At 31.5% G+C, this 26,342-nt stretch carries 29 protein-coding genes and 1 tRNA gene; 24 read left to right on the plus strand and 6 right to left on the minus strand.

All coding sequences use genetic code 11. The features are described from left to right. Positions 1-30 precede the first annotated feature (30 nt). From BM053_RS04815 to BM053_RS04860, 10 genes are all read left to right on the plus strand, one after another. Positions 31-627 carry an outer membrane beta-barrel protein gene (locus tag BM053_RS04815; RefSeq protein ID WP_091474606.1) on the plus strand — a complete coding sequence of 199 codons (597 nt, stop codon included), beginning with the start codon at positions 31-33 and terminating at the stop codon, positions 625-627. Positions 628-779: 152 nt separating this feature from the next. Further along, positions 780-1,610, plus strand: coding sequence for an ATP cone domain-containing protein (locus BM053_RS04820; protein WP_091474608.1), 831 nt, complete (start codon positions 780-782; stop codon positions 1,608-1,610). 4 nt (positions 1,611-1,614) lie between these two features. Beyond that, complete coding sequence (locus BM053_RS04825; RefSeq protein WP_091474610.1) at positions 1,615-2,970, plus strand: MBL fold metallo-hydrolase RNA specificity domain-containing protein; 1,356 nt, start codon at positions 1,615-1,617, stop codon at positions 2,968-2,970. A 154-nt stretch (positions 2,971-3,124) separates the two neighbouring features. Next, positions 3,125-3,559 carry a thioredoxin family protein gene (locus BM053_RS04830; RefSeq protein WP_091474612.1) on the plus strand — a complete coding sequence of 145 codons (435 nt, stop codon included), beginning with the start codon at positions 3,125-3,127 and terminating at the stop codon, positions 3,557-3,559. A gap of 40 nt (positions 3,560-3,599) precedes the next feature. After that, positions 3,600-4,493 carry an FAD:protein FMN transferase gene (locus BM053_RS04835; protein WP_244148505.1) on the plus strand — a complete coding sequence of 298 codons (894 nt, stop codon included), beginning with the start codon at positions 3,600-3,602 and terminating at the stop codon, positions 4,491-4,493. A 26-nt stretch (positions 4,494-4,519) separates the two neighbouring features. Continuing rightward, positions 4,520-4,723 carry a DUF4266 domain-containing protein gene (locus BM053_RS04840; RefSeq protein WP_244148507.1) on the plus strand — a complete coding sequence of 68 codons (204 nt, stop codon included), beginning with the start codon at positions 4,520-4,522 and terminating at the stop codon, positions 4,721-4,723. Between the two features lie 17 nt (positions 4,724-4,740). Continuing rightward, positions 4,741-5,919 (plus strand): DUF3570 domain-containing protein, encoded by a 1,179-nt coding sequence (locus BM053_RS04845; protein ID WP_091474618.1) that lies wholly within the window; start codon positions 4,741-4,743, stop codon positions 5,917-5,919. Positions 5,920-6,194: 275 nt separating this feature from the next. Beyond that, on the plus strand, positions 6,195-7,088 hold the full coding sequence (locus BM053_RS04850; protein ID WP_091474620.1) for a DnaJ C-terminal domain-containing protein: 894 nt from the start codon (positions 6,195-6,197) through the stop codon (positions 7,086-7,088). Then, the gene (locus BM053_RS04855; protein ID WP_091474623.1) at positions 7,081-7,377 is read left to right on the plus strand and encodes a chaperone modulator CbpM; all 297 of its coding nucleotides are present in this window, start codon (positions 7,081-7,083) and stop codon (positions 7,375-7,377) included. The genes BM053_RS04850 and BM053_RS04855 overlap by 8 nt, the downstream gene beginning before the upstream one ends. Positions 7,378-7,595: 218 nt before the next feature. Further along, a complete protein-coding gene (locus tag BM053_RS04860; RefSeq protein ID WP_091474761.1) occupies positions 7,596-10,832 on the plus strand; it encodes a S41 family peptidase in 3,237 nt (1,078 codons plus the stop codon). Between the two features lie 297 nt (positions 10,833-11,129). Here BM053_RS04860 and BM053_RS12095 read toward each other — a convergent pair whose 3' ends face one another. Together BM053_RS12095 and BM053_RS04865 are read right to left on the minus strand one after the other, a co-directional pair. Continuing rightward, positions 11,130-11,309: a hypothetical protein gene (locus BM053_RS12095; RefSeq protein WP_143076464.1), complete on the minus strand. Its 180-nt coding sequence runs from the start codon at positions 11,307-11,309 to the stop codon at positions 11,130-11,132. Positions 11,310-11,723: 414 nt separating this feature from the next. Then, a complete protein-coding gene (locus tag BM053_RS04865; protein ID WP_091474763.1) occupies positions 11,724-13,328 on the minus strand; it encodes a class I SAM-dependent methyltransferase in 1,605 nt (534 codons plus the stop codon). Positions 13,329-13,570: 242 nt separating this feature from the next. On the opposite strand from BM053_RS04865, the gene BM053_RS04870 reads away from it, so the two are divergent. The 14 genes from BM053_RS04870 to BM053_RS04935 all read left to right on the plus strand — a co-directional run bounded on the left by BM053_RS04870 (position 13,571) and on the right by BM053_RS04935 (position 24,084). Next, positions 13,571-14,116 (plus strand): helix-turn-helix domain-containing protein, encoded by a 546-nt coding sequence (locus BM053_RS04870; protein ID WP_091474626.1) that lies wholly within the window; start codon positions 13,571-13,573, stop codon positions 14,114-14,116. Positions 14,117-14,131: 15 nt separating this feature from the next. Beyond that, on the plus strand, positions 14,132-16,933 hold the full coding sequence (locus BM053_RS04875; RefSeq protein ID WP_091474628.1) for an ATP-binding protein: 2,802 nt from the start codon (positions 14,132-14,134) through the stop codon (positions 16,931-16,933). Next, positions 16,920-17,354: a response regulator gene (locus tag BM053_RS04880; RefSeq protein ID WP_091474630.1), complete on the plus strand. Its 435-nt coding sequence runs from the start codon at positions 16,920-16,922 to the stop codon at positions 17,352-17,354. The genes BM053_RS04875 and BM053_RS04880 overlap by 14 nt, the downstream gene beginning before the upstream one ends. Before the next feature lie 194 nt (positions 17,355-17,548). Then, positions 17,549-18,229 carry a hypothetical protein gene (locus tag BM053_RS04885; RefSeq protein ID WP_091474632.1) on the plus strand — a complete coding sequence of 227 codons (681 nt, stop codon included), beginning with the start codon at positions 17,549-17,551 and terminating at the stop codon, positions 18,227-18,229. A gap of 259 nt (positions 18,230-18,488) precedes the next feature. After that, positions 18,489-18,944, plus strand: coding sequence for a hypothetical protein (locus BM053_RS04890; RefSeq protein WP_091474634.1), 456 nt, complete (start codon positions 18,489-18,491; stop codon positions 18,942-18,944). 111 nt (positions 18,945-19,055) lie between these two features. Further along, on the plus strand, positions 19,056-19,280 hold the full coding sequence (locus BM053_RS04895) for a hypothetical protein (protein WP_091474637.1): 225 nt from the start codon (positions 19,056-19,058) through the stop codon (positions 19,278-19,280). 12 nt (positions 19,281-19,292) lie between these two features. Continuing rightward, positions 19,293-19,676 (plus strand): hypothetical protein, encoded by a 384-nt coding sequence (locus tag BM053_RS04900; RefSeq protein WP_091474639.1) that lies wholly within the window; start codon positions 19,293-19,295, stop codon positions 19,674-19,676. A gap of 2 nt (positions 19,677-19,678) precedes the next feature. After that, positions 19,679-20,095, plus strand: coding sequence for a low affinity iron permease family protein (locus BM053_RS04905; protein ID WP_091474641.1), 417 nt, complete (start codon positions 19,679-19,681; stop codon positions 20,093-20,095). Positions 20,096-20,208: 113 nt separating this feature from the next. Continuing rightward, positions 20,209-20,394 (plus strand): CsbD family protein, encoded by a 186-nt coding sequence (locus tag BM053_RS04910; protein ID WP_091474643.1) that lies wholly within the window; start codon positions 20,209-20,211, stop codon positions 20,392-20,394. Positions 20,395-20,430: 36 nt separating this feature from the next. Further along, positions 20,431-20,661, plus strand: a complete 231-nt coding sequence (locus BM053_RS04915; protein WP_091474645.1) for a YtxH domain-containing protein — start codon at positions 20,431-20,433, stop codon at positions 20,659-20,661. Next, positions 20,630-21,019 (plus strand): hypothetical protein, encoded by a 390-nt coding sequence (locus BM053_RS04920; protein ID WP_091474647.1) that lies wholly within the window; start codon positions 20,630-20,632, stop codon positions 21,017-21,019. Before BM053_RS04915 ends, BM053_RS04920 begins: the two co-directional genes overlap by 32 nt. Before the next feature lies 1 nt (position 21,020). Continuing rightward, positions 21,021-21,353 carry a hypothetical protein gene (locus BM053_RS04925; RefSeq protein WP_091474649.1) on the plus strand — a complete coding sequence of 111 codons (333 nt, stop codon included), beginning with the start codon at positions 21,021-21,023 and terminating at the stop codon, positions 21,351-21,353. A 238-nt stretch (positions 21,354-21,591) separates the two neighbouring features. Further along, on the plus strand, positions 21,592-22,125 hold the full coding sequence (locus BM053_RS04930) for a hypothetical protein (RefSeq protein WP_091474652.1): 534 nt from the start codon (positions 21,592-21,594) through the stop codon (positions 22,123-22,125). Positions 22,126-22,329: 204 nt separating this feature from the next. Beyond that, a complete protein-coding gene (locus tag BM053_RS04935) occupies positions 22,330-24,084 on the plus strand; it encodes a T9SS type A sorting domain-containing protein (RefSeq protein ID WP_091474654.1) in 1,755 nt (584 codons plus the stop codon). Between the two features lie 56 nt (positions 24,085-24,140). On the opposite strand, the gene BM053_RS04940 is transcribed toward BM053_RS04935, so the two are convergent. The 4 genes from BM053_RS04940 to tsaE all read right to left on the minus strand — a co-directional run bounded on the left by BM053_RS04940 (position 24,141) and on the right by tsaE (position 26,342). Next, positions 24,141-24,215, minus strand: a tRNA-Val gene (locus BM053_RS04940). Positions 24,216-24,274: 59 nt separating this feature from the next. Next, the gene (locus tag BM053_RS04945) at positions 24,275-24,649 is read right to left on the minus strand and encodes a DUF4258 domain-containing protein (RefSeq protein WP_091474657.1); all 375 of its coding nucleotides are present in this window, start codon (positions 24,647-24,649) and stop codon (positions 24,275-24,277) included. A 48-nt stretch (positions 24,650-24,697) separates the two neighbouring features. Further along, positions 24,698-25,891: an alanine dehydrogenase gene (locus tag BM053_RS04950; protein WP_091474659.1), complete on the minus strand. Its 1,194-nt coding sequence runs from the start codon at positions 25,889-25,891 to the stop codon at positions 24,698-24,700. Between the two features lie 43 nt (positions 25,892-25,934). Next, positions 25,935-26,342, minus strand: coding sequence for a tRNA (adenosine(37)-N6)-threonylcarbamoyltransferase complex ATPase subunit type 1 TsaE (gene tsaE, locus BM053_RS04955; RefSeq protein ID WP_091474661.1), 408 nt, complete (start codon positions 26,340-26,342; stop codon positions 25,935-25,937).

Consider the following 26,342-nt stretch of genomic DNA (forward strand, 5'->3'; position numbering starts at 1 on the left):
ATACAAGGATCTTAATTTAAAATTTAGAATATGAAAAAGTTTAAAAACCCGACAATTGTTTCTGTATTCCTTTGTATTCTTTTGTTGTGTTGCTCAAATTATGCGGTGGCTCAAGAGAAATGGAAAATAGCATTCAGACCTGGTATTGATTTTAGTAATAAAAATTTTAGTGATACCCAACATGGTATTGGCTATGGTCTTGAAGCAACAATTTCGTATCGATTTCAAAAATATTTGTCTGCATTTGCAGGTTGGAGTTTTAATTCTTTCCCTGCTAAAGAGTCCTTTGCTGGAAACAATGGTGAATTTGATGAATCAGGTTACAATTTTGGTTTTCAATTCACTTATCCAATAGCATCTTCAAAGTTTAATTATGTAATTGGTGCAGGAGGAACATACAATCATATAGAAATTGAAGATTACAAAAGAAATGTAATTGCGAATTCAGACTATGGCTTTGGCTGGCAAGTAGAAGCAGGGTTTTCATACACCATTGTAAATAGATTTGATATTATGCCAACAATCAGATACCGTTCTTTATCGAGAGACATTATGATTGGAAGCGATAAAATGCCAATAAATCTTAATTATATTTCAGTTGGAGCAGGGATGATTTGGTCATTTTAGATTATAAATTTTAGACATTTATTAATATCCCGACCTAGAAATAATAAAAAAGTGAAATCGATGGATAATATAACTTTTGAAAAGAATTATATAAGAAGAAATAATCAGATCCAAAATACCTTTATCCTTTGAGAATCAAAATAAAGGAACTTATGAAAATTGTAAAACATTCCGGAGATATTGTAGATTTTGATCGAGACAAACTCGAAAGGTCGCTGCTAAAATCAGGAGCAAACGAATCGATTGTTGAAAATGTTTTAGCATCTATTGAGCGAGAAATTTATGAAGGAATTTCAACAAAACGCATTTATAAACTGGCTTTTAAGCTATTAAAAAAATCATCAAACTCTCATGCAGCCCGATACAATTTAAGAGCAGCAATTCAGTTATTAGGACCTGCAGGATTCTTTTTTGAAAAATACATGGCTCTTGTTTTTGCATCAGAAGGGTATCAAACAAAAAACAATTTAACCTTACAAGGAAAATGTATAACGCATGAAATTGATGTTCTTATAAAGAGAAACAATGAAATAAGTATGATAGAGTGTAAATTTCATGCAGTGAGAGAAACAAATTCTGATGTAAAAGTCCCAATGTATATCTTATCTCGATTTAACGATTTAAAAGACAGGCCTCATCACATTTTTTCAAACAGCGATCGGATTTCAAAATGCAGGATTGTTACAAACAACAGATTCACAACAGATGCAGTCACTTTTGCTAATTGCTCTGATTTAAACCTATTGAGTTGGGATTATCCTAAAAACAATAATTTGAGAACTAAAATTGATAATAATAATTTATATCCTATCACTTGCCTAACCACATTATCAATAGCCGAAAAAGACAAATTATTGATTCTGGATGTAATTATGGTAAAAGAAATAATCAACAATTCTGAACATTTAGAAAAAATTGGTTTGAGCTCAAATCGAATCAAAAATGTTCTAAAAGAAGCTTCGGATTTGTGTAAATACATTTGAAAACATGAAAATTAAATTTCTTGGAGGAGCCGGAACAGTCACAGGCTCAAAGACATTAGTAGAAAGCAACGGTATTAGGATTCTAATTGATTGCGGTCAGTTTCAGGGGATAAAACCATTACGTGAACTAAACTGGGAGCCGTTACCAATTTTACCTTCATCTATAGATTTTGTGTTACTCACCCATGGTCATTTGGATCATTGCGGCTGGTTACCACGATTAGTAAATCAAGGATTTAACGGAAAAATTTATTGCACTTCGCCAACCAAAGATGTGGCAAAATTAATTTTACTCGACAGTGCTAAAATTCAAGAGGAAGAAGCCAACAAGGCAAATGAAGGTCATTATTCAAAACACGAAATAGCAGAACCTCTTTATACGGTTGATCAGGCAGAAAAGGTTTTTCCATTCTTCAGAATTGTAAAGCCTAAAGAAGTAATCTCTCTAGATCCAGAAATTACAGCCACTTTTACAAATGCCGGACACATTATCGGAGCCTGTACGGTTGAATTAAAACTTGAAAATAAAACCTTAGTATTTTCTGGTGATATTGGGAGGGATGATGATGTCTTAATGTTTCCACCGGAAAAACCGGAAAAAGCCAATTATATTTTTCTGGAAAGTACCTATGGTAACCGAATTCATCCTGAAACTGATGCGAAAGCAGAACTTGAAATGTATATTAATAATACTATTCGAAAAGGAGGTACAGTAATTTTACCAAGTTTTGCAGTAGAGCGTGCACAAACTGTAATGTATCTTTTATGGCAACTAAAAGAAGAAGACAAAATACCCAATGTTCCTTACATTATCGATACTCCTATGGGAATAAGTGTGCTTGATATTTTTTCTAATAATAGAATCTGGCATAAATTACATGAAGAAGAATTTACAAGTATGTGCAATATGTTTTCTATGATTTCAGATTACCAGGAAACGATTGAAACCATTTATAATAAACAGCCAAAAATCGTCATTGCAGCCAGTGGTATGATTACAGGAGGAAGGGTATTAAGTTATTTGGAAACATACATTGGTCTACCGGAAACCACTGTAATTATTATTGGTTATCAGGCAGAGGGAACCAGAGGTAGAAAACTGTTAGAGGGTGCCAAAGAAATTAAAATCCACGGAAAATATTATCCTGTATTGGCAAACATTCTTGAAATTGAAAGTCTGTCTGCTCATGCAGATCAGAACGGTTTATTAAATTGGCTTTCAGCATTAACAACAAAACCAAAAAAAGTGTTTTTGGTACATGGAGAAAACCAGCCGGCAGATGAGCTTCGTATAAAAATAAATGAAAAATATGGTTGGGACTGCTCAGTTCCTTTAATGGGACAAGAAATTGAGCTATAAAATAGTTACTTGTATAATAGTTTTAATAAGTTACCTTTCAGATATTCAAAATACTTAAAAAGAATGAAAATACTTAAATTAATAAAATTTTAAGAAAATAAAGAGAATAGATAACATAATAATTTGTTATTTAGTAAATATATAAAATAAAAAAATGAAAATAATTACACTATTCTTTTTATTAATAGTACTTCCAATAGAATGGGAGCCTGACTTTGATAATGCAAAGAAAATTGCAAAGGAAAAACATGAATTAATCTTATTAAATTTCTCAGGTTCAGATTGGTGTGGACCATGTATTTTGATGCGCAGAAACTATTTTGAAAGCCAAGTATTTACAGATATGGCAAATGAAAACTTAGTACTGGTAAATGCTGATTTTCCTAGAAAGAAGAAAAATATAGGAACATCAGAACAAGTTAAACAAAACGAAAATTTAGCCGAAATATATAACAAAGGCGGGAGCTTTCCTTTTACTCTGCTTTTAGATTCTAATGGTAAAGTTTTAAAAACATGGCATGAAAAACCAGAAGTTTCACCTGAACAATGGACGGCCGAAATAAAAACGATTTGTGATAGCAAAAAGTAACATATTGCAGATGCAGAAATATTCGCAATCCTTAAAATTGATGGGCAATAACTTCACAGTTACAGTTGTTGCGGAAGATAAAAAATTTGCCCTGAAGAATATTGAAATTGCAATCGAAGAAATAAAAAGGATAGAACAACTTTTTACCACATTTAAGGCCGACAGTCAGACCAATTTAATCAATGAAAATGCGGGAATACAACCTGTAAAAGTGGATAGTGAAGTTTTTAATTTGATAGAAAGAAGCATTGGGATATCAAAAATTACCCAAGGAGCATTTGATATAACCTACGGAAGCATTGACAAGACACTTTGGAATTTTGACAAAACAATGACGAAATTGCCAACACCAGAACAGGCAAAAAAGATGGTATATCTGATTAATTACAATAATATAATACTAGATAGGAATAATAGTACTGTTTTTTTAAAGGAAAAAGGAATGCGTATTGGTTTTGGGGGTATTGGCAAAGGATATGCTGCTGAAATGGCAAAGAATAAGCTGTTACAAAATAGGGTGCAAAGTGGTATCATCAACGCAAGTGGAGATCTTACTTCTTGGGGATTGCAGCCCAACGGAAAACAATGGACTATTGGCATTGCAAATCCCAACCAGCCTACTTCCGCTTTCTCATATCTTGAAATATCAGGAAAAGCAGTAGCTACTTCGGGTAATTATGAAAAATTTATCCTCATAAAAGGAAAAAAGTATTCACACACCATAAATCCAAAGACAGGCCTGCCTATAACTGGGATTAAAAGCGTTACAGTAATTAGTGGAAATGCCGAATTTGCTGATGCTATGGCAACTCCAATTGCTGTTATGGGAATAAAAGCGGGACTTTTTCTCGTAAACCAGATACCAGATTTATATTGCATAATCATAGATGATGATAATAAGATTTACACTTCTAAAAATATTAACTTGAAATGAAGAGACCAAACCTAAAAACTTTATTAATGCTATTTAGTATTGTTATTTTTGGCTTGTTGGGAAGTTCCTGCACGGCCGTAAAAGAATACCAGAAAGGAAAGATTAATGATTCCGAAATGGTACTTTCCAATCGAAAAATTGAAAAGACAGAGTTAAGTTTTCAATCCTACCGTGAGGGTGCTTCCGGTGCTAATTCAGGAAAAAGCGGCGGTGGATGCGGATGTAACTAACTATCTTATAACAGAATATGAAAAGAATATTTATTACAGGATTTGCTTTACTCGGGATATTACGGTTAAGCGCACAGAATACGCCAACAGATTCTACAGGATACAAAAGCACAAAATTAAAGGTTGAAGAAGTCAATTTCGTTTCAAGTTATTACACACAAAATGGTAATAATGCAGCGGTTACCGGAGGTATAGGTTCTGAAGAGCTTACAGACCTTTCCAATACTATCGATGTCAAACTGATAAAATATGGAAAATCGGGTAAAAAGTATACTTGGGATGTTGAAGTAGGCTTTGACTACTATACATCCGCTTCTTCAGATATGGTTGACCTTAGTGCTAATACGTCAGCATCTTCTGCCGATATCCGTTTTTATCCTTCCGTAAGTTATACTATGGAGAATGAAGAAAAAGGAAATACTTTTGGAGCTGGCATATCTTCATCGACAGAGTTTGATTATCAGTCTTTTGGCGGGAATATCAGCTATTCAAAAAAGACAAAAGACCGCAACGGTGAATTTACTGCAAAATTTCAAGCCTTTCTCGATCAGGTAAAATTGATTGAGCCAATAGAGTTAAGGACAAACGAAGGTTACGCAACAGCTTCACGTAACACTTTTGCTGGATCACTGAGTTACGCGCAAATTGTAAACAAAAACTTTCAGGTAATGTTCCTTGCGGACGTAATTACGCAAAACGGTTATTTGAGCCTTCCTTTTCACAGGGTATATTTCACGGATAGTTCAGTACATCAGGAAAAACTCCCAGACGCAAGATTGAAAATACCTTTAGCAATAAGAGCGAGTTATTTTTTGGGTGACAATTTTATCATAAGAGGTTATTACCGCTTTTATTCGGATGATTGGGGATTGAAATCTCATACAGCCAATATCGAATTACCTGTTAAATTGTCTACAGTATTTTCGTTAAGCCCATTCTATAGATATTATACACAAACAGGTGTGAAATATTTCAAAGGATTTGAAGAGCATACAGGTAGTGAGAAATTTTACACGAGTAATTATGACTTATCTAAATTTAACAGCAATTTCTTTGGTATAGGTATGAAACTTACTCCGCTTAAAGGTGTCTTTGGTATTAAGCATTTCAATACACTGGAGTTGCGGTATGGTCATTATACAAAGACTACTAATATGATTTCTAATATTATAAGCCTCAATATTAAATACAAATAAGTGTTAGTGCTAAATAAAAGCTGCTCTTTGGAGTAGCTTTTATTTAACAAGTATAAATTGTAAGTAGAACCCTTGGTCATCATATCTTTTTAATAAGTCTTAATCATGGGAACCAAATAATCAGAAAATTTCTATCATTACAGATTAAATTTATAGCATTTTTATTTTATAATGAATTATCTTTATGTTTGATATAGCATAAATTACATTTTTATTTATCTCAAAAGTAAAAATAATGGCATATTTTAACTCCATACTAATTTAAAACTGCTACTATGGAATTTATAGATTATTATAAAATTCTCGAGCTAGACAAAACAGCTACTGAAGCGGATATTAAAAAGGCATATCGTAAACTCGCCAGAAAATACCATCCTGATTTAAATCCAAATAATAAGGAATCTGAAAAGAAATTCAAGGAAATAAATGAAGCCAATGAAGTTTTAAGCCATCTCGAAAACCGTAAAAAATATGACAAATATGGTAAAGATTGGAAGCATGCTGAAGAATTTGAAAAATCAGGGTATAATTCTAATCAATATCAAGGGACAGGAAGACAGCAGCAATATTCGGATGTTTCAGATGATTTCTCCGATTTTTTTCAGTCTATGTACGGAAGAGCTGGGGGCGGAAGGAGCAGGGAGGCAAAGTTCAGAGGACAGGATTTCAATGCCGAATTGCATTTATCCATGACTGACGTTTATAAGACACAAAAACAAACCCTAACAGTTAATGGTAAAAATATAAGGATAACTATTCCGGCAGGAATAGAAAATGGCCAAGTCATAAAAATTGCAGACCATGGGGCTCCAGGATCTAATGGTGGGCCTAATGGGGACTTATATATTACCTTTTCAATCTCTGATAATCCTAATTTTAAAAGAGATGGCAGCAATTTGTATTCAAATGTTGATATTGATCTTTATACTGCATTATTAGGAGGGACTATTTTAGTAAATACATTTGATGACAAAGTGAAACTGAAAGTTTCTAGTGAAACACAAACAGGTACAAAAGTCAAATTAAAAGGTAAAGGTTTTCCAGTTTATAAATCAGAAGGAAATTTTGGAGATTTGTACGTCACTTATAACATAAAGCTTCCTACTAACCTTACTGATAAAGAAAAAGAATTATTTACCGAACTATCAAAATTAAGAAACTATGAGTAATGAAAACTTAATACTGATTGACCAATTTTGTCTGCACCACGATATAAACATGACTTTTATTACAGGTCTGCACGATTATGGAATGATTGAGATTATTGTTGTAGAAGAAAAACAATACTTTCCACACGAACAGCTTGCACAAGTTGAGAAAATGATAAGGCTGCATTATGAATTGGAAATTAACCTTGAAGGCATTGACACAATAATGACCTTACTTCAACAGATTGAAAATTTACAAACCGAACTAATAAATAGACAGAATAGAATAAATTTTTTAGAAAGATTATAATTTTTGTTTTTATACTGCACTAAATTTTTCGACTCACTTTATTATATATAAATTCATTTGCGAAGCAATTTTTACAATAATTTACTTACAGAAAAAACCTAACAAAGTAAAATTATTCAGTATCTTTAGACACTCAAATTATTCAAAGCTTTGTTTTAAGGTTATTGCCTACTATAATATTTTTTTACTAACAAAAAATCCTTTTTTTTATGTTTAAAATGTGTACCACTTTATTGGCCATATTTGGCTTATCTATGTCTATTTCTGCTCAAATCACTCCTTTATGGATGAAAAATCCCGCCATTTCTCCCGATGGAAAAACAATTGTATTTAGTTACAAAGGAGATCTTTACAAAGTAGAAACAGTAGGTGGTGTGGCAATACCGCTCACTTTGAATGAAGCCTATGATGCGACTCCGGTTTGGAGTCCGGATGGTACAAAAATTGCATTTGCAAGTGATCGTTATGGAAATTTTGATGTGTTTATAATGCCGGCAACAGGCGGTGAAGCCAAACGATTAACACAATATTCAGGAAATGATTATCCCACGGATTTCAGTCCTGACGGTAAGGAAGTTATTTTTTCGTCGCCACGAAATGGCATGAAAGAGTCTGTACGATTTCCATCCAAAAGATTTTTTAGTATGCTTTATAGTGTACCAGTTTCAGGAGGACGGAGTATTTTAATTTCATCGGCAGCAATTCAAAATGCACATTATGATAATACAGGACAAAAAATAATATTTCAAGACCGTAAAGGATATGAAGACGAATGGCGAAAAAGACATACTTCTTCGGTAACCAGAGACATTTGGGAATACGACTTAAAAAAACAAAGCTATACTAAAATCACCGATTTTGAAGGCGAAGACAGAGAGCCTATTTTTAGTGCCAATGCGCAATCTATTTATTATTTAAGCGAGAAAAAAGGGGACCAAAACCTATTCAAACGAAATTTAGCCAACGGAAACGAGGTGCAACTGACTACTTTTGAAAAGCATCCAGTTCGTGAACTCAGCCGCTCTAAAGAGGATTTACTGTGTTTTACCTGGAATGGAGAAATTTACACGGTAAAAGAAGGTCAAAAACCATTCAAACTAGCGATTAGAATTAATGCCGATATCAGAGGAAACGAAGAGCAAATAATTCCAGTAAATGGTGGCGCAACCGAAATAGCACTTTCTCCCAACGGAAAAGAAATAGCATTCGTGTTTAGGGGAGAGGTTTTTGTAACGGCAACCGATAAAAGTCTGACAAAAAGAATTACCAATACACCAGCTCAGGAGCGTTCGTTAAGCTGGGGATTAGATGGCAAAGCCCTGTTTTATGCTTCGGAAAGAGGAGACAGTTGGGATATTTACAAAGCCACTCTTGTCAGAAAAGAAGAACCTTATTTTTTTAACGCTACCTTGGTTTCAGAAGAATTGGTAATTAATGGTAAGAAAGATGATTTTCAACCTGTTGTATCGCCCGACGGAAAAGAAATTGCCTATCTGGAAGACAGAAATGTTTTAAAAGTATACAACCTCGAAAAAAAAGCAACTAGAACCATTATTTCATACGGAGAGAATTTCTCTTATCGCGACGGCGACCAGCATTTTGCATGGAGTCCTGATAGCAAATGGATTGTAGCTGAGAATGCGCTAGGTTATTTTGGTAAAAGTAATTTGGTTTTATATGATGCAAATAGCGACAAAAAAGGAATTAACCTTACCAATAGCGGATTTTATAATGGATATCCACAATGGGCATTAAAAGGAAAGGCATTGATTTGGCTGACTGACAAAAACGGAAAAAGATCTTTAGCAAACTCTGGGGAGGGTGATGTTGATATTTACGCTATGTTTTTTGATCCAGAAGAATTTGACCGCTTTAAATTAGATAAAGACGAATATGCGCTACTGATCGAAAAAGAAAAAAAGGATAAGGAAGAGAAAGAAAAAAACGAGAAAGACGAAAAAGAAAAGAAAAGCACTGATAAAAAAGAAGTAATAAAACCGCTTCTTTTAGAGCTAACCAATATTGATAATCGTAAAGTTAAACTGACTCCAGGCTCGGTTGATTTATCTTCATTTCAAATGACTGCCGATGGTGGTAAAGTCTATTTTATGGCTAAATATGAAGACAAATACAATGTTTGGGAATTAGATGCCCGAACCAAAGAATTAAAATTACTAGCCAAAACAAACTCCAAAGAAGGAGATTTGGTTTTGAGTGCGGACGGAAAAATGCTGGTTGTTCTAGCTGACGGAAACATTTCTAAAATTGAAATTGAAGGAGCTAAATTAACTCCCGTAGTCATAAAAGATGAAATGCTTCTTAATAAATCAGCCGAAAGAACCTATATCTTTAATCATGCATGGCGTCAGGTAAAAAATAAATTTTACGATCCAAAAATTCATGGTATCGACTGGGAAATGTATAGAGATAATTATGCAAGATTTCTACCCCACATTAATAACAATTACGATTTTCAAATCCTTTTGAGTGAATTATTGGGAGAACTCAATGCATCCCACACGGGAGGTCGCTACAAACCACAATCAGAAAATGGTGATCAAACCGCTAGTTTAGGATTGTTTTATGATGAAAAATCGAAAGAAGATGGCTTGTTGGTTCAAGAAGTAATACAAGAAGGACCTTTGGCAAATGCTAAAAGTAAAATACAAAAAGGACACATTATAAAAAAAATAGACGGAACAGAAATTACAGCCAATACAGAATGGAATGGACTTCTGAATAGAAAAGCAGGTAAAAATCTATTGCTGAGCCTTTACGACCCAATTAAAAAAGTAAGCTGGGAAGAAACCGTAAAACCTATTTCGCAAGATATAGAAACCGCATTATTGTACAAACGTTGGACCACCACCATGCGAAAAATGGTAGATTCACTAAGTAATGGAAAAGTGGGTTATGTTCACGTTCAGGGAATGAACGACCCGAGTTACAGAAAAGTATTTGATGAAGTTTTAGGACGAAATATAGATAAAGATGCCCTAATTGTAGATACACGATTCAATGGGGGCGGATGGTTACATGAAGACTTATCTAACTTTTTAAACGGAAAACAATATGCCACATTTCACCCTTATGGATTTGAATCTAAAGGAGGCGAACCAGCCGACAAATGGTTTAAGCCAAGTGCGGTATTAATGAGTGAAGGAAATTATTCTGATGCGCATGGTTTTCCATTTGCTTACAGAGCCAAAGGAATTGGTAAACTCATCGGAATGCCGGTACCCGGAACAATGACTGCCGTTTGGTGGGAAACACAAATAGATCCGACAATGGTTTTCGGAATTCCAATGATTGCGTTTCATACCATGGGAGAGAAGGAAGCTCTTGAAAACAAACAACTGAATCCAGATATTAAAGTTGATGTACCTTACGAAGAAATCCTTAACGGAACCGATGCTCAAATTAAAGTAGCAGTTAAAGAACTTCTGAAAAAATAAAAAAAATTATCAATGATAAGTTATTGTGGCATAAGATTGATGAACTATAAATAGACATTACGAAATATTAACCAAACACTCTGAAAATAATTTGTTTACATTTTCTCTGTTAGGAAAAAGAATCGAAGGAGCAGAGCTGGTTCATATTTAAAGTAAATAAAAAATACCCGCAAGCACTTCCTCCTAAGAATACAGTACCTGCGGGTATCAACTAACTAACCCCTTTTTCTATTTGCAGATAAGGGAAAATCAAATAAATAATAAACTTATTCAAAACATTAAAACAAGATACTGTATTTAATGTTGGTGATGATGGTGTCTGTTATGATGGTGACTATGATGGTCTGCTAAGAAAATATAATAGACTACAGAAGCCCCTGCTAAAAGAACCAAAAAGCCAATTAGTGTTAAAACATTTTCGCTCATGACAATAGTATTAAGTGAATCGTTAGAAAAATCCTGAAAATGAAATCTCATTTCATGTTGTATCAATCAAACTAAAGAACTTTTTAAATTTGTGTTATCAAACCAATCACGACTATAATTTAGTGTAAAGGGTTTCAAATTATTCCTTAGTTTTTTCATATCCAACTGGAGCGGATGCGATATTTTTTCTATTTTCTTCATATCGAAAATCAACTTCAGTTATCCCTGAAAGTGAACCTTCCAGTTTGCCTTCTTCCGTACTTTCATTTTCAACGAAAGAACAGTTAGCGTTTTCTTTGTATCTTCCATATAAATAAACTTTTATTTAAGTAAAGTTAGTTATAATTACTTAATTTTCAAATGATTAAATAATTTATCTGCATCTAAAAATACAATAACTTAATATAGTAGTTGATGAATTTACTTTTAATGCTAAACCTCATTTATCTGTACAGGAAGTCTTTTTTAGCCTTTTAATAAATTAATACTCACTGTCGCATAATCCGTATTAGGGAATTTTTTAAAGAACTGCGGATCGGGTAGAAGCCCAGCTTCAGCGGCAACTTTATTCAGCACATCAATCTCTACAATGTATTGGTCCGAAAATCCATGGGTAGCATCATAAGCCGTGGCAGCGGTTTTGCCTAGATTCGCAGCAGTGAGTTGTGGAGAAACGGTATGCAATTCGATCATTAACAAGCCAAACCGATGTACGTACGGAGACCATTTATTGAAGTGTTCTAGCAAATTGTCTTCTACCTCATTGTTATGAATGTATTCTCCTCGGTGTGTAAAAGCCCCTGTCGAAGTGCTTACTCTGTTTTTATTTTTAGTCGTTGGTGCTTCCCAGACGCGGTTGTGGTCTAAAAAGGTTCTTACGTTGAGTAAATCTTTAAGATCTATATTGTAATTTTCTTGTAAATCCTGTGCGAGACGCTTCGGGTCGCCAATATCTCCCCAAATCACTTTGGCCCAAATATCGGATTTAATTAGGTTGGCACGAGTGACTTTTAGAGCCGCTTGATTGTAATCAGCACCAACCAAGAACAACGGATATTCATTGAATAACTTACCACGGAGAGTTTGTCTTTCAATCACTTCAAAAATATGCTGTAGGAAAGCGCCATTGCCACAGCCCATATCTAAAATACCTTTGGGTTGTTCTTGAATAGGTTTGTTAAAAAGTGCTATTATAATTTCATCAATAACTTTAAAATAAGTAGTATGTGCGCCACCACTACCCCAAACATTCATTTCTCGGTTTACGTGGAGTTCATCGTCATTAACACCAACATTTCTCAATAAAGATGGATTGCCAAACAACAAATCATCAATGTGTTTAAACATCGGCAAGTAGGAAACAGTGACGCCGTAAGCGCTGGCACGTTTGGCAAAAAACAAGCCTGTTTCGGTAAATTGATAGTTACCATTTTTTTGGGTAAACCATTGCAAATGAGTAAAGAATTCGAGTATGATTTTAAACACTTGAGGTTCTTTGTGAAATTCTTCGGGGCTGAAAGACGTTTCCATAAAATACTTATGAAACATACCCGTCATTCCCAAACTTACAATAATAGGACCAACCAAATAACCTTCAATATGACCTAAAATTTGTTCTTGTAAGGATTTTTCTTTAGGATTTTCCGAAAAAGTAATCCCATAATGATTTTTATATTTATTAAAAACGGTCCCTAATTGATTCAGAAATTTAGTCTCAATATGTACCGAAGTAAACAAATCAGTTTGTTTTAAAACGTTAACAACATCTTCATACAATGGAAAAAGGGAAAAGGCATAAGCACTTTTATCGTTGGTACTAACCATTACTTCGTTAGTGTTATTATTAATCACATAGTCTAAAAATCCCTGTGATGCCAAAGTACGCAATGCTACATTCAAATAACCTTCGTTGGCTTTGTATTGCTGTGTTAATGCAGAGAGACTAATACTTTTTTGGGATAAAATCGTATCTAAAATGCCACTTTTTAATAATGAATAAGCGACTGGTGCGGTGACTAATCCGTCGAGATGAGAGAATATGATTTGGCGTTGGTCCGTTTTTTCTATCATAAGAGAATGTGTTTCCTCAAATTTAAAGATTTTTCTTTTGTCTTGATACAAAAAATAAAAAATAACCAAATATAAAACGGTAACTTCACAAAAATATAATTTATTGAAATTCATAATATTATATTTCTAAAACCTATGAATTATATAACTTTTAGTTAAATTTTTATAACGTTTTTGGTTTCTATTTAAGCACCTTTGGTAAATCTGTAAATGACAATAATTTGAAATTATATATAAAATATATGGTTAGTAATCGCTGTAAATTGGCGGTTAGAGATGAGCTCAAAAAACTTGGACTACATTTTATTATGGTCGATTTGGGAGTGGTCGAAATTATGGAAAACATTACTCCAGAAAAACGACAATTACTCAAAACGGGACTAATTGATGCTGGTTTTGAGTTGATGGACGACAAACGAGCCATTCTTATTGAAAAAATAAAGAATATCATTGTTCAAATGGTGCACCATACCGAAGAACCAATTAAGATTAATTTCTCTGATTATTTGTCAGAAAAACTAGATCACAACTATACTTATCTCGCCAATTTATTTTCTGAAGTTCAAGGTACAACGATAGAACAATTTATTATTTCGCACAAAATTGAGCGGATGAAAGAATTGATGATTTATGACGAGCTAAATATTACAGAAATTGCTTGGAAAATGGGATATAGTAGTGTGGCGCACTTGTCTAGCCAATTTAAAAAAGTAACCGGACTTTCTCCTTCTCATTTTAAACAATTGAAAGATAAAAGACGAAATCCAATTGAAGAAATTGGAGAATAATTTTAATTACATAAAATGGAAAAATTAATAAAATCAGAATACAAAATGTCCAAATCAGATGATTTGTTTTTTGATATGTTTGAATATAGCGCAATTGGAATGACTGTAATAGAAGTTGAAACCGAAAAATTTCAATTTGCTAACAAATCATTTCTGCATTGTTTCGGATATAATAAGGATGAAATTATTGGAAAAACACCCTCTGAAATAAGTCTAGTTACATCTGAATTTCGAGAAAAATTATTAGAATTAGAAAAAAATGAAGTTATAAAAGATGTTGAAATTGTTTTAAAAGATAAAAGAGGAGAACAATTTTGGTTTTTAGTTTCCTTTCAAACCATTTTGTTTCAAGAAAAAAAATGTTCGCTTTCTTCTTTTATTAATATTTCAAAATCTAAAAAAAATGAAGCGGAATTAGTAATTGCGAATAAAAAACTGGCTTTTCAAAATGAAGAAAAAGAAAAACGTGCCAATGAATTACTACTTGCAAATAAAGAATTAAAGCTTCAAAATAAACATAAAGAAAAACGTGCGGCTGAATTAGTCATTGCGAATAAAGAATTAAAATTTCAAACTGGAGAAAAGCAAGATCGTGCAGATGAATTAGTAATTGCAAATAAAGAATTATTATTTCAAAATGGTGAAAAACAAGATCGCGCTGATGAGTTAATAATCGCAAATAAAGAGTTGCTTTTTCAATCAGGTGAAAAACAAAATCGAGCAGATGAATTAGTTATTGCGGATATAGAATTAGCTTTTCAAAACGATGAAAAAGAAAAACGAGTAATTGAAAATAAAGAATTAGAAGTTTATAGTAATTCGCTAAAATTGGCTTCTCAATATTCATTAAGTATTATTGAAGCGAGTCGTGATCCCTTATTTGCCATCAGTCCAGAAGGAAAAGTTACAGATACAAATGAAGCAACGGTTCAAGCCACTGGCGTGTCTAAAGATAAACTAATAGGTTCTAATTTTATTGATTATTTTACTGATACATGTAAAGCTAAAGAAAGTTATGAAGAAGTTTTTTCTAAAGGTTTTATAGCAGATTTCCCACTTATTATTAAAGATCATAAACTTACAGAAGTATTGTTTAATGGTTCAATTTATAAATCGGAAGAAGGAAATGTTATTGGAGCCGTTTTGGTTGCCCGAGATATTACAGAGCAAAAAATATTAGAAACACAATTAACTGAAGCTAAAATTTTTGCAGAATTAGCCACAAGTATTGCTGAAGAAGCGAAACTGACTGCTGAAAGTGCGACTCAAAAAGCAGAAGAAGCGGTAAAATCAAAACAACAGTTTTTGTCTAATATGAGTCACGAAATTCGTACTCCAATGAATGCCATTATTGGTTTTACAAAAGTGGTACTAAAAACAGAACTTACTGCCAAGCAAAGAGAATATTTAACAGCCATCAAAATGAGTGGCGATGCGCTAATTGTTTTGATTAATGATATTTTAGATTTGGCAAAAGTGGATGCAGGAAAAATGACGTTTGAAAAAACTCCTTTTAAATTGAATCTATCAATTAAGGCTATGTTGCATCTTTTTGAAACAAAAATTCAGGAGAAAAACTTAAAATTAATTACCAATTATGACGAAAATATTCCAGAAGTTTTAGTTGGTGATCCAGTTCGTTTGCATCAAATTATTCTTAATTTATTAAGCAATGCTATTAAGTTTACCAATCAAGGAAAAATTACAGTAAGCGTTAAATTAGTTGATGAAAATGAAGAAAAAGTAACCATTAAGTTTTCTGTTACCGATACAGGAATAGGTATTAAAGACACTAAAATTGAAAAAGTTTTCGAAAATTTCCAACAAGCAACAAGCGGAACTTCAAGAATTTTCGGTGGAACAGGTTTAGGTTTAGCGATTGTAAAACAATTAGTTGAAGGTCAGAAAGGAAAAATTGAAGTGGAAAGTAAATTGGATGTAGGCTCTACGTTTAGTTTTGTCTTAGATTTTAAGAAAACAAATGCAGAAGCCGTTTTAGAACCTGAAATGTTAGAATTAAATACGGATGTAAAAGATATAAAAATTTTGGTGGTAGAAGATATGGAACTGAATCAGTTACTTATGAAAACCCTTTTAGATGATTTTGGTTTTGAATGTGAAATCGCCTCAAATGGAAAAATCGCTATCGAAAAATTAAAAGAAAAAGCTTTTGATATTATTCTAATGGATTTGCAAATGCCTGAAATGAATGGTTTTGAAGCAACAGAATATATCAGAAAAGAAATGAAATCAACTATTCCAATTATTGCTTTAACGGCTGATGTTACAACTGTTGATGTGGCTAGATGTAAAGAAGTTGGTATGAATGATTATGTTTCAAAACCCGTTGATGAACGATTATTATACAGTAAACTTATTGGTATTATGAAAAAACCAGTATTGATTATTGAGAAAAAAATAAATGGAAATATAAAAACCGAAGAAATACGATATGTCGATATGAGTTATTTGGTAAAATTAACCAAATCAAATTCGAAATTAATGTCTGAAATTATCTCATTATATTTAAAGCAAACACCGCCACTTGTAACTTCTTTGAAAAAAAGTTTTACAGATAAAAATTGGGAATTGTTGGCTTCAACAGTTCATAAAATGATACCTTCTTTTGCTATAATGGGAATAAATCCTGAAATAACTGAAGTGGCTATGAAGATCCAAGAATATGCTCATAGTTTAGAACTGACTAAAGATTTGGATAAGTTAATTCTACAACTTGAAAATGTATGTACAAAAGCTTGTGCGGAACTTGAATTAGAATTGATTAACCTAAATAAACCTACTGATGAAAATCGATAACAAAATAAAATTATTTCTAGTAGATGACGATGCCGTTTTCTTAAAATCATTAGAAATTCAATTTTTAGATCACGCCGATTTTGAAATTGAAACTTTTGCAACAGGAGAACTATGTTTAGCCAATTTATCAAAAAAACCAGATGTTGTAATTTTAGATTTTCATTTAGATGGAATTGAAAAAACCGCTATAAATGGGCTTCAAACATTAGATGAAATTAAGAAATTTGATGCAGAAATCCCTGTGATTATGCTTTCTAGTCAAGATAAAATTGAAGTAGCAGTGCAATGTATTCATCATGATGCTTTTGATTATGTTGTGAAAAGTGAAACCGCTTTTTTCAGATTGCAAAAAATAATTTCTTCCATTTTTAAATTGAAACAAATAAAAAAAGAATTGAATTGGTATATGGATAGAATGTAAATTCGTGAAAAATAAAAGTTAAAATCAGTTTTGTTTTTGCTTAAAATGGCTGTTAAGAATTGACAGCCATTTTTTTGTTTTCATCATAATTATACAACTAAAGAAATAAATTATATAACATTATAAGTTCTATGAGAGGCTAGATTTACATTAAATATTTAAACTTAATTAAATGTTTTCTAAACTTAATTATTATGAAAAAGAGTGTATTAAAATTCGGATTATTTTCAATGATTCTATTAGGAATGGTATCTTGTAAAAATAAGGAAAAAGAAATGGCTGATAAAAAAATTAGCGAATTAGAAAGTTATGTAGATTCTTTAAAAACTGTTTCTGCAGGTGATAGAGAAGCAAATTGGGACAGAATTTCTCAAGATTTCGAAACTAAAAAGGCAAATGCAAATGATGCATTAACAAATCTTGATGAAGATTCAAAAACAAAATCTCAAGAAAAAATAGATGCTTCTAATGCTAAATATGAGGAATATAAAGTTGAAAAAGAAGCAGTCTCAAAAGATGTTGCTACAACAGGAAAACGAAATCCATCACAACTGTTAAGAGACAGATTATTTGGAGCGGGAAAAATAGGTAATGACATGAGCTTTACCTGGGTAAATAAAGACAACATTCTAAAAGTTTATGATAATTTTTTTCAATCTTATAAAGATAACAAAGCCGACTTTACTAGAGAAGATTATGATGAAATAAAATTAATGTATGAAGCATTAGATACTAGAAAGAATACTGTTGAAAAAGAAGGTTTATCATCTGAGGATAATAGAAAAATTGCTTCCATTAAATTTAAATTAGCACCAATGTTTAAAGTAAACAGAATTGGAGCAAAAAGCAGAGAAAATCAAGAAGCAAAAGAATAAATTTTAGAAAGTAAATTAAAGTATAAAATTAAAAATGTCAATCAGAAATGGTTGGCATTTTTTATTAAAAAGCCCTTTAATAAAAGCAGGAAACAGAAGCGAAAAATAAATTATTATTAGATAAAAAAAACTAAAATTTAGTTAAATGTTTTATTTTTTGCTAATAATTTTACAACTTTAGATATGAATTATATAACATTTCACGTTATATCTAATACTAAATTTGTAGAAGTAATAATCATTAATAAATTTAAGAAAAATGAAAACATTAAAAATAATTATTTTAGGAACATTTCTATTAGTATTTAGTTTCTCGAAAGCACAAGTTTCTGTAAATGTAAATATTGGTGCGCCTCCAGTTTGGGGACCAGTAGTTACAACAGAAGAATACTATTATTTACCAGATATCAATTCGTATTATGACATTCATCAATCGCAATTTATATATTTAAACAGAGGTGTCTGGATTCGTTCGGCATCATTGCCAAGCCGTTACAGAAGTTATAATTTAAACACAGGTTATGTGGTTGTTCTGAATGATTATCATGGACAAAGACCTTATTCTCATTACAAAAAACATAAAATGAAATATTATAAAAGTGGTAACAATTGGGAAAAATCTAGAGGTAACAAAGTGCGTCATGATAATGGCAATAATCATGGGAATAATCATGGGAATGGTAATGGAAAAGGAAATAAAAAAGGAAAACATTAATTGGGTTTAATTATAAATTTAGACTTAAGAATTTAGTTTTTGGTTAATTTTTAATTCTTAAAAAGCACCAAATTATACTTGGTGCTTTTTAAATTTTTTATATAAAAAAATATGAAAACAGAAGCCGAACTTAGCGAAAATATTTTAAAAATGACCATGACAATTCGGAACGAATTTCCAGAGTTAATGAAATATTTAAACGAAATGCAAATCACAATACCTGATGTTGTAACTCCGGAAATAAACATCAAAATTCTGCAAGATTATTATGAATCTTTACAGGATTTACTCCGAAAATATGCTCCAACTCACCCAAGTTTTATCAATAACTTTTAAAATCTAATCTTAATGGAAACAATAAAAAAAATAGCCATTTATATGGATCATTTTACGGCAAATATTATTGAATATACAAATAGTGCCACAACAATAAAAACCATAAAATCAGAATTTAATAATTTTGAAAAAGAGAAAATTTTGCAAAAAGGAGAAATTCATTCGCATAATAAAGAACAAGGTATGCAAAACGAGTTTTATATAAAATTGCGAGATGAACTCTTAAATTATAATAATGTGTTATTGTTTGGTGCAACCAATGCAAAAACAGAATTATCAAATATTTTAAAAGCGGGTGATAAGTTTATAAACATAGAAATAATCATTAAAAACACAGAAAAACTAACTGCAAACCAACAAATCGCTTTTGTAAATGATTGTTTTTACATTAATTAATTATGAAAAAAGCCTATTTTAATATCGAAAGACAATTTGAACGATTAGTATCAATAGTCACTGAAGTTTTAGGGAATTCTATTACGTTTATTTTAGCACTTATTTTGGTGCTATTTTGGTGGGCTACTAATTTGTTTACCTCAAACGATTTGCATCAAGACATTGGTGATATTATTTTTGGTACTACTTTTTTGAGTTTATTTATTATTCAGAAATCATTCAACCGTTATTCGGCATTAATTCATTTAAAAATGAATGAACTTATTTCGTCTCATGAGCCAGCCAATAATTCGGTAATGGATATGGGTAAAAAAACCGAAAAAGAAATCGTAGAACTTTATAAAGAATATATAGAAACCGACGATTCAGCAGATATAGAAATGGATAATGAGAGTAAAGAAAATAATAACAAAAACTAAATCTAACTGTGAATATTGCAACTCTTATCTAAAATTGTATAAGACATTATGAGCCAATCGTTCTCACCTTTGTAAGGTTAAGAAAATGCATTCTTAATACTAAATTTATATAGATGAATGCTACAGAACTAAAACAAAATTGGGAAGTACAAAAAGAGAAACTCAAAGAAAAATTTGCAAAGTTGACAGATAATGACTTATTATTTATCGATGAAAAAAAAGAAGAAATGTTAGGTAAACTTCAAATGAAATTAGGAAAAACCAAAGAAGAATTACACAAAATTATTGAAGCTCTTTAAAGAAAAAATATAAATAATCATTTAAAATTAGAAATCATGGAATCAGGAAAAACAGCAGCAGGGATTTTGTTAGGAATTGGAGTAGGTGCATTATTAGGAGTATTATTTGCACCACACAAAGGAACAAAAACTAGAAAAAAAATTATGAGAAAAGGTCAGGATTATGCTGACGAACTAAAAGGAAAATTTGATGGTTTGTATCAAGATGTTTCAGACAAATATGAAAATATTTTAGATGAAGCCAAAACAATGGTCACTCCAAAATAAATTAAGCTTAAAAACAATGGAAAATTCGGCAACAACAATAGAAAAACTAATTGAGAAAGCAGAAATTTATAGCAAAACAACGCTCGAATTATGCAAATACGAAGCTGTCGAAAAATCGGTAGATATATTTTCAAATCTAGCTGTAAAGTTGACTATAGCTATTATTGTTGTTCTTTTTTTATTGCTAGTTAATATTGGGTTAGCACTTTGTGTGGGACAATATTTGGGCGAAACATATTTAGGCTTTTTTCTAATAGCATTTGGATATTTATGCTTGACTATTTTGCTTTATATTTTTAGAGAAGAATGGATTAAAAATCCAGTTAGCAATTTCATTATTAATAAAATGAAAAATTAGTATGAAACCAATTGATGAAAGAGCCGCTCTTAAAGAAAAAATTACTTTTTTGAAAAACAAACAAGCAGAAGATTTTTTGATACTCAAAAATCAATATCATACTACTATTGACAGTTTTAAAGCTATAAACTTAATAAAAAGTTCACTGCAAGAAGTAATAACTTCTCCCAATCTAAAAACAAATTTAATAAACGGAGTCATTGGTTTGGGAACAAATTATTTAACTAAAAATTTATTAAAAGATAATCCTGAAAATCCTATAAAAGGAGTTTTTGGAAAAGCTTTAAAATTTGCACTGAAGAACTTTATTGAAAAAAAGTCGAAGAAAATATAGTGATATATTGAAGCTATTTTTTTTCAATAAATTAAAAGCCGATTCGAAAGTTTCGGTTTTTTTTATGATTAAAAGTAAAATTCTAACTTAGGTTATATAAAATGATTTGAAACTGGAGTAGAATATCCAAAACAATCTAAATAACATACTGTTTACCTGTGAATTATGAAACTTATATAAATAATTCTACTAATTGATAAGCTTAAATTTGTAATGTAATAATCTAAAAAACAACATTATGAAAACATTATTTTTATCAGTAATTACGTTTCTATTTTCAATGAATATTCAAGCGCAAAGTACAAACACACAAACAGAAACAAAAACGACAATCTTAACAAAAAAAGATTCAGATGGAGAACACAAAACAGTTAAAAAAGAGGTTACAAAAGAAGTTCAAAAAATTGAGTTGGGACAAGAAAAAGCGAATACAATAAATATTCCAACAATAGATTCACCAGTTATGGTTACCACAACGACAAAAATTACTAATCCTGATGGAAGTACTAGAACAGTAGATGTCGATAGAAGCTCTTATTATGAATCAAGCGGAAACAAATACAAATTAGCATTAGATGCATCAGGTTATGTGATGACTTATGGTAATTCGAAACCAGCTCTATTAAGAAAAACATCAACCAATAGTTATATTTATCGACTAAAAAATAAAGTTGCTGTTGGTTATTTTGATACAGATGGCAACTTGATTATCGAAACTTATGATGATAAGTCGGATAAGGTTATTATAGAAAAGTTTGCAGTTGTAAAATAAGATTTACATCAATTTTAATAAACAATCGATTCATTAATTTGGGTCGATTTTTTTTGTATTAAATTTTTTTTACAACAATATTAATTTTTTTTTATAATTAATTTCAAATTAAACGAATAACTTTTTAAGTTATTTCGTGTTAATTTTAAAAAAATTAACAATTTATTTATATATTGCATATCATTATACTAAAATAAATTGTTTATGAATAAAATTACTTTTAAAACAATATTACTTCTTGTATTCCTATCTTTTAAGTCTTTTGCACAAGATAATAATTTTGAATTGAAACCACGACCAAGTGATTTTGAATACTTTCAATATTTTGGTGACAGTATAGTAACACTTAAAACCCCCAATATTACTAACACCGATAAACTTGCTGTTCCAAGCAAATTACCTTATCCAATTATTTTTATTCACGGACTTAATTCTAGTTCAGAAACTTGGAATCCTACTACAGATTATTTTGATTCTCAATACACTTATACTTATGGAGGACGTTTCGATTTTTGTTTAAACGCAGATGGGAGTAATACAACGGCAAACAAAAACTTTTATCCAACTTCAGGAGCGGATATTGCAGCTTTTGAAACCACAATAATTGCAAATGCAGATTATTATTATGTAAATTTTAATTTAAATCCAAACGGAGCAATAGGTACAACAACACTTAGTAACCAAGCAGCTATTGCAAAACAAGGAGTGGCTGTAAAAAAAGCAGTCGAGCGAGTTTTAGCACTTACAGGAAAAGACAAAGTAGTACTTGTAGGACATAGTATGGGCGGATTGGCATCGAGAGAATATATTCAAAACGCATCTAACTGGCAAGCAGATAACAAGCATCATGTTGCTAAATTACTAACTGCGGGAACTCCAAATGGAGGAAGTAATTCCAGCGATACACCAGGTGGATTTTTTATAGGTATTGATGTAAGGTCTGATGCGATTAGAGATCTTAAAGCTACGTATTATTATAGTGCTGAAGGTAGTCATTTTTTGTTTGGAGGTTCAGAAATTCAAAATAGTACAAGTATGAATGATAATTCCTCATCACCTGATTTTTATAATGTAGATATAAATTGTAATGGAATTTTGGGAGAAACAATTACAGGGTTAAACCAGAAACCTATTGATGCTTCAATTGATTATTCGAATATAATCGGAAGAATTACAAATGCTTTTGGAACTAATATTACTACCGATGGAGTAGTCCCCGAACCATCTTCAAATTTAAATCAGTATTATCCGTCTATGACTTATCCTGCTAAATTATTTTATTTTAATTCAGGTTATGACTTGATAGAAAATCATACAGAATTGCCCGGGTATCCTTACCAATTAATGCAAGGATTAGACGAACCAAATGTTAGAGCATTGGCTTATGGTGTTGCTACAAATAAAAATTATTTGGGGTATACAACTATTCAGAATCCAGTTGCAGCGGATAATGATTTTTATAAATTTACAATTTCACAAAATTCAAGTGTAACTGTATCTGTTAGCAGTATTGTAACTAGCGCAATGAATGGAACTATTCTAGATAGTTCAGGAGTCGCCGTTGGAGTGGTTCAAAATAATACTGGTGCTACAATAAATTTTACAAGAGTATTGGCTCCAGGTGATTATTTTTTAAGATTAGTAAGTACAAGTCCTATAAATACAAATTATCAAACGCCATATCAGTTTGTAATTGGTACTACATTAAGTAACGAAGAATCTAATTTTGCAGCATTCAATTATTATCCAAATCCTGTAAAAGGCATATTGTATCTAGACAATATTAATCTTAAAAAAGCTAGTGTTTATAGTCTTTTAGGTCAATTAATAGAAGAGAAAGATTTTGACAATAATTCGATTTCTAAAACCATCGACTTATCTAATCTAACAAATGGTATTTATATTATTGTCTTAGAAAATGATAACCAACAAAAAACAATTAAGATTGTAAAAGAATAATTTTTATAAACGATTTAAAATAAAAAAACTCCTTAAGTACTTAAGGAGTTTTTTTGTGGGCGATGAGGGGTTCGAACCCCCGACCCCCTCGGTGTAAACGAGGTGCTCTGAACCAGCTGAGCTAATCGCCCTTATTGGGATTGCAAATATAAGGCTTGATTTTATATAAACAACCTTTTTTTGAAATAAATTATTGTTTTTTTATCTCTCTTAAAACAACTTTATCTTCGTAATTTTCTATAATTACTTCAATAGGTTGATTTTTAGTAGTTTTACCAATAATTGTGTATAATTTACCTTTGGATATTACAAGATTACTTCTATCGAAATCGACATCACCATATTGTAAAGTGTTTTTAACATCAATAGTATCTAACCAATCTTCTGCTAACTCTTTTGAAGCAATATCAGAATAATAAAAGGGCTTTGATCTTAAATTATTTAAAACCCTATCGTTGGGAAAATAACTACAACGGGTATTTTTTTTGTTTAATACAAAAAATAAAAATACACAACCAACTAAGAATCCAAAAAGATAATAACTTAATCTGTAAGAAAATTTCATTTTATTTAATTTTCAACAAAAGTAGCTAGAATTAACCAAATTTTGAATCTAAAATACAATTAAATTTATATCACGATAAGTCAAATCGAACCATTCGCCAATTGTTTTGTTGGTTAAAATTCCATGATAAAAATAAACACCATTTTTTAATCCGGAATCGCAACGAATCGCACTTTCTATCCCACCGTCATCGGCAATTTGAAGTAAATAGGGTGTGATAATATTACTGATAGATAATGATGCGGTTTTAGAATATCTAGAAGGAATATTGGGAACACAATAATGAATAACTCCGTTTTTTATAAAAGTAGGATTCTCATGAGTCGTAATTTCTGAAGTTTCGAAACAACCTCCAGTATCTATACTCACATCCACAATAACAGCACCTTTTTTCATGTGTTCTACCATCGTTTCCGTCACTACGATTGGTGTGCGGTATTTTCCTCGCATAGCACCAATAGCGACATCGCAACGTTGTAATGATTTTAGTAATGTTTTATTTTGAATGGTTGATGTAAATATTCTTTGATTCAAATTATTTTGTAAACGGCGTAATTTAGTAATTGAATTATCAAAAACCTTAACACTTGCTCCCAATCCTATGGCGGTTCTGGCTGCAAATTCTGCGACAGTTCCGGCGCCAAGAATAACAACTTCGGTAGGAGGGACGCCTGTTATGTTTCCAAAAAGCAGTCCGTTTCCAAATTTACTTGCAGTTAATAATTCGGCAGCAACAAGTACTGATGCTGTTCCCGCGATTTCGCTTAATGATTTTACAGCTGGAAATGAACCGTCTTCGTCTTTAATATATTCGAAAGCTAAGGCAGTTATTTTTTTCTTTTGTAAGGCTTCAAAATATTCTTTTTTTCTGGTTTTTAGCTGAATAGCTGAAATAATAATCGTTTTAGGATTCATCATTTCTATTTCGACTAGCGTTGCGGGTTCTACTTTTAGAATCATGGGACAACCCAAAACTTTTTTAGTGTCATTGGTTATTTCTGCACCTGCATCACTATAATTTTTGTCGGAATAACTCGAATTTTCTCCCGCACCAGCTTCTATTAAAACCCTGTGACCATGGCAAGTCATTGCATTTACAGCATCTGGAGTTAGGCAAATTCGACGTTCCTGATAAGAAGTTTCTTTGGGAATACCAATAAAAAGTTCGCTCTTGTGCTTAGCGATTTCTAATTTTTCTTCTTGCGGAAGTAAATCTTGTTTGCTAAAAGGTGTAATGGCCATGATTTTAAACTTATTTGGCACAAATTACGAAAATTTATTACATTTATTTAAGTTCAATCAATCTTTTATCATTATTTAAAACAGAAATTGTAACCACCGAATGTTTCTCTGGAATTAAATCTGGGATTTTTTCCGACCATTCTATAAAACACCAGTTTCCAGAATATAAATATTCATCTATTCCCATATCGAGTGCTTCAGTTTGATCTTTTAATCGATATACATCAAAATGATAAACTAATTGATTGTTAGGTATTTGATATTCATTAACTAAAGAAAAAGTTGGGCTACTTGTTGGGTTTTTAACACCTAATTCCTTGCATAAAATTTTGATAAATGTTGTTTTTCCAGCTCCCATTTCTCCATTAAAAAGGATTACTTTTTCTGGATTAGCAGCTAAAATTTGCTTTGCAACAATTTCAATTTCGTCGAGATTAAATTCGATTTTCAT

This window comes from Flavobacterium swingsii, assembly GCF_900111965.1.
Lineage (GTDB): Bacteria > Bacteroidota > Bacteroidia > Flavobacteriales > Flavobacteriaceae > Flavobacterium > Flavobacterium swingsii.